This window comes from Mycobacterium sp. (assembly GCF_050700595.1).
GTDB lineage: Bacteria > Actinomycetota > Actinomycetes > Mycobacteriales > Mycobacteriaceae > Mycobacterium.
In genome coordinates, this window is the sequence record NZ_JBOHHI010000004.1 from 1 (window position 1) to 2556 (window position 2556).

Annotated in this window: 3 protein-coding genes and 1 pseudogene; 1 reads left to right on the top strand and 3 read right to left on the bottom strand. The window is 66.1% G+C overall.

Annotated elements, in window-relative coordinates:
* Window positions 1-998, top strand: a 998-nt coding sequence (locus tag ACRDTL_RS00145) for an adenosylhomocysteinase (RefSeq protein WP_431504704.1), incomplete at its 5' end; no start/stop codon positions are given.
* Between the two features lie 10 nt (window positions 999-1008).
* Here ACRDTL_RS00145 and sigC read toward each other — a convergent pair.
* The 3 genes and pseudogenes from sigC to ACRDTL_RS00160 all read right to left on the bottom strand — a co-directional run.
* The gene (gene sigC / locus ACRDTL_RS00150) at window positions 1009-1605 is read right to left on the bottom strand and encodes an RNA polymerase sigma factor SigC (RefSeq protein ID WP_431504706.1); all 597 of its coding nucleotides are present in this window, start codon (window positions 1603-1605) and stop codon (window positions 1009-1011) included.
* Between the two features lie 8 nt (window positions 1606-1613).
* On the bottom strand, window positions 1614-2351 hold the full coding sequence (locus ACRDTL_RS00155; RefSeq protein ID WP_431504705.1) for a DUF2275 domain-containing protein: 738 nt from the start codon (window positions 2349-2351) through the stop codon (window positions 1614-1616).
* A 62-nt stretch (window positions 2352-2413) separates the two neighbouring features.
* Window positions 2414-2556 (bottom strand): annotated as a pseudogene (locus ACRDTL_RS00160) (ISL3 family transposase); the annotation flags it as partial.

Genomic DNA, 2556 nt, shown 5'->3' on the forward strand with positions numbered 1-2556 from the left:
TGCTGCGGGGCATGCAGTACGAGAAGGCCGGCGTGGTGCCGCCCGCGGAGGACGACGACCCCACCGAATGGAAGATTTTCCTGGACCTGCTGCGTGGCCGCTTCGAGACCGACAAGGACAAGTGGACCAAGATCGCCGAGTCGGTCAAGGGCGTTAGCGAGGAGACCACCACCGGTGTGCTGCGGCTGTACCAGTTCGCGGCGGCCGGGGACCTGGCGTTCCCGGCGATCAACGTCAACGACTCGGTGACCAAGTCCAAGTTCGACAACAAGTACGGCTGCCGGCACTCGCTGATCGACGGCATCAACCGCGGCACCGACGCGCTGATCGGCGGAAAGAGGGTGCTGATCTGCGGTTACGGTGACGTCGGCAAGGGCTGCGCGGAGTCGGTGAAGGGTCAGGGGGCACGCGTCGTCGTCACCGAGATCGATCCGATCAATGCGCTGCAAGCGCTGATGGAGGGCTTCGACGTCAAGCGCGTCGAGGACGTCATCGGCGACGCTGACATCGTCGTCACCACGACCGGCAACAAGGACATCATCACGCTCGAGCACATGAAGGCGATGAAGGACCAGGCGATCCTGGGCAACATCGGTCACTTCGACAACGAGATCCAAATGGCCGCGCTGGAGAAGTCGGGGGCAACGAAGCTGAACATCAAACCGCAGGTCGACCAGTGGACCTTCCCCGACACCGGCCGCTCGATCATCGTGCTCTCCGAGGGCCGGCTGCTGAATCTGGGTAACGCCACCGGGCACCCGTCGTTCGTGATGAGCAACAGCTTCTCCAACCAGGTGATCGCCCAGATCGAGCTGTGGACCAAGAACGACGAATACGACAACGAGGTGTACCGGCTGCCCAAGCATCTCGACGAGAAGGTGGCCCGCATCCATGTCGAGGCACTCGGCGGGAAGCTGACCAAGCTGACCAAGGACCAGGCCGAGTACATCGGTGTCGACGTCGAAGGTCCCTACAAGCCGGACCACTACCGCTACTGAGCGGTCTAACCTAGCCGGTCAGATCGTCGCGCTGCAGGCCGGCCAGCAGCGCGCCGCGGGCGCGGGCGACGCGGGACCGGATGGTGCCCACCGGGCAGCCGCACACCGCCGCGGCGTCGGCGTAGGACAGATCGAGCAGCTGGGTAAGCAGCAGCGCCTCGCGTTGCTCGGTGGTGAGGTCGGCGATCATCGTGGTCACCTCGACGACGTCTTCGAATCCGCGGGTGGGGCGGTCGCGGTTCAGCAGCTGTTCGGGGTCGGCGCCGTGGGCGGTTCGCGGCCTGGACCGTGCGTGCCGGATGTGATCGGCGACAGTCCGGCGGGCAATGGCCAGCAACCAGGTGCGGGCGCTGGACCGGGCGGAGAACCGTTCGATGGCGCCGATTGCCCGCAGAAAGGTTTCCTGGGTCAAATCGTCGGCGTCGGCGCCGTCCGACAGGTACGCGACGAAGCGCCACACGTCTTGTTGGGTGGCTTTGATAAACGTCTCGAGCGCGTGGGAGTTTCCCCGGCCAGCGGCCAGGGCCAGGGCGGTAACGGCGTCGTCGTCGCCACGCGCGGATCTTGGGTGGCGACCCGCTGCGCCCGGCTCCGCCGCGCTTGCGATCGCCACGCTCAGGCCGCTGTCCGGTTGATCGGCCACAGATGTCTGCGGCGCCGATCCCGGGGCATGCGCGGCGTCAGCACCAGATCGCGGACTTCGGCGTCGGCGCTACGCGGCTTCGCCGAACCCAGTCGCTCGCGGACCACCAGCAGCGCAAACACCAGCCCCAGCAGCACAGGCAGGTGACTGGCGATACGCGTCGCGGTCACCTGGCCGCTGAACGCGTCGATGGCCACATAACTGAACAGCACCACCGCAAATGCTCCGGTGATTGCCGCGACGCCAACCGCGGCGGCGGTCCATATAGCGGCGACGATCATCGCCACGCCCAATGCGAGGAACCACGCGGTGGACTCGTGTAGCAGATGCGCTCCGGTCGCCGCGCCATGCCCGTGCGTGGCCACCAGCCCGAAGTCGACGCCGGCGATTTGGGCTAACGCCACCACGGCCTGGATCGCACCGACCACCATCAGCCCGCAGCGCCGGTAGTCGGAAACCATCTCCCGCAGCCAGCGGCGATACCGCGGAACCGCGGCAACGCCGGCCATCGCCATAATCCGTTCGACCAAGTCGGGTCCCTGGCCCACCTCAGCCGCGGCCAGCCGGCGGGTCTGCACGGCAACGCCGATCAGCCAGGCGCGGCAATCGTGACACGATTCCAGATGGGCATCCACCCGCTGCGTCGGCACCTGCTGGGGCTCGCCATCCAACCTTGCTGACAGCGCTTCGCGCGCAACTTCACACCGCATCGGAGTATCGTCGCGCATTCCTGCGCCTGAGCACAAAGCCCCTCGAACACAAAGGCGGCTCCTCAGGTTTGTGTGGGGAGTTTGGGGTGTAGGCCGCCGAGGCATAGGTAGATCATCGAGGTCAGTGTTTGGGCTGAGTGGTGTCCGTAGCCGCGGGCGTTGATGAGCCGGATTTTGGCGTTGATCCCTTCGATGAGGGCGTTGG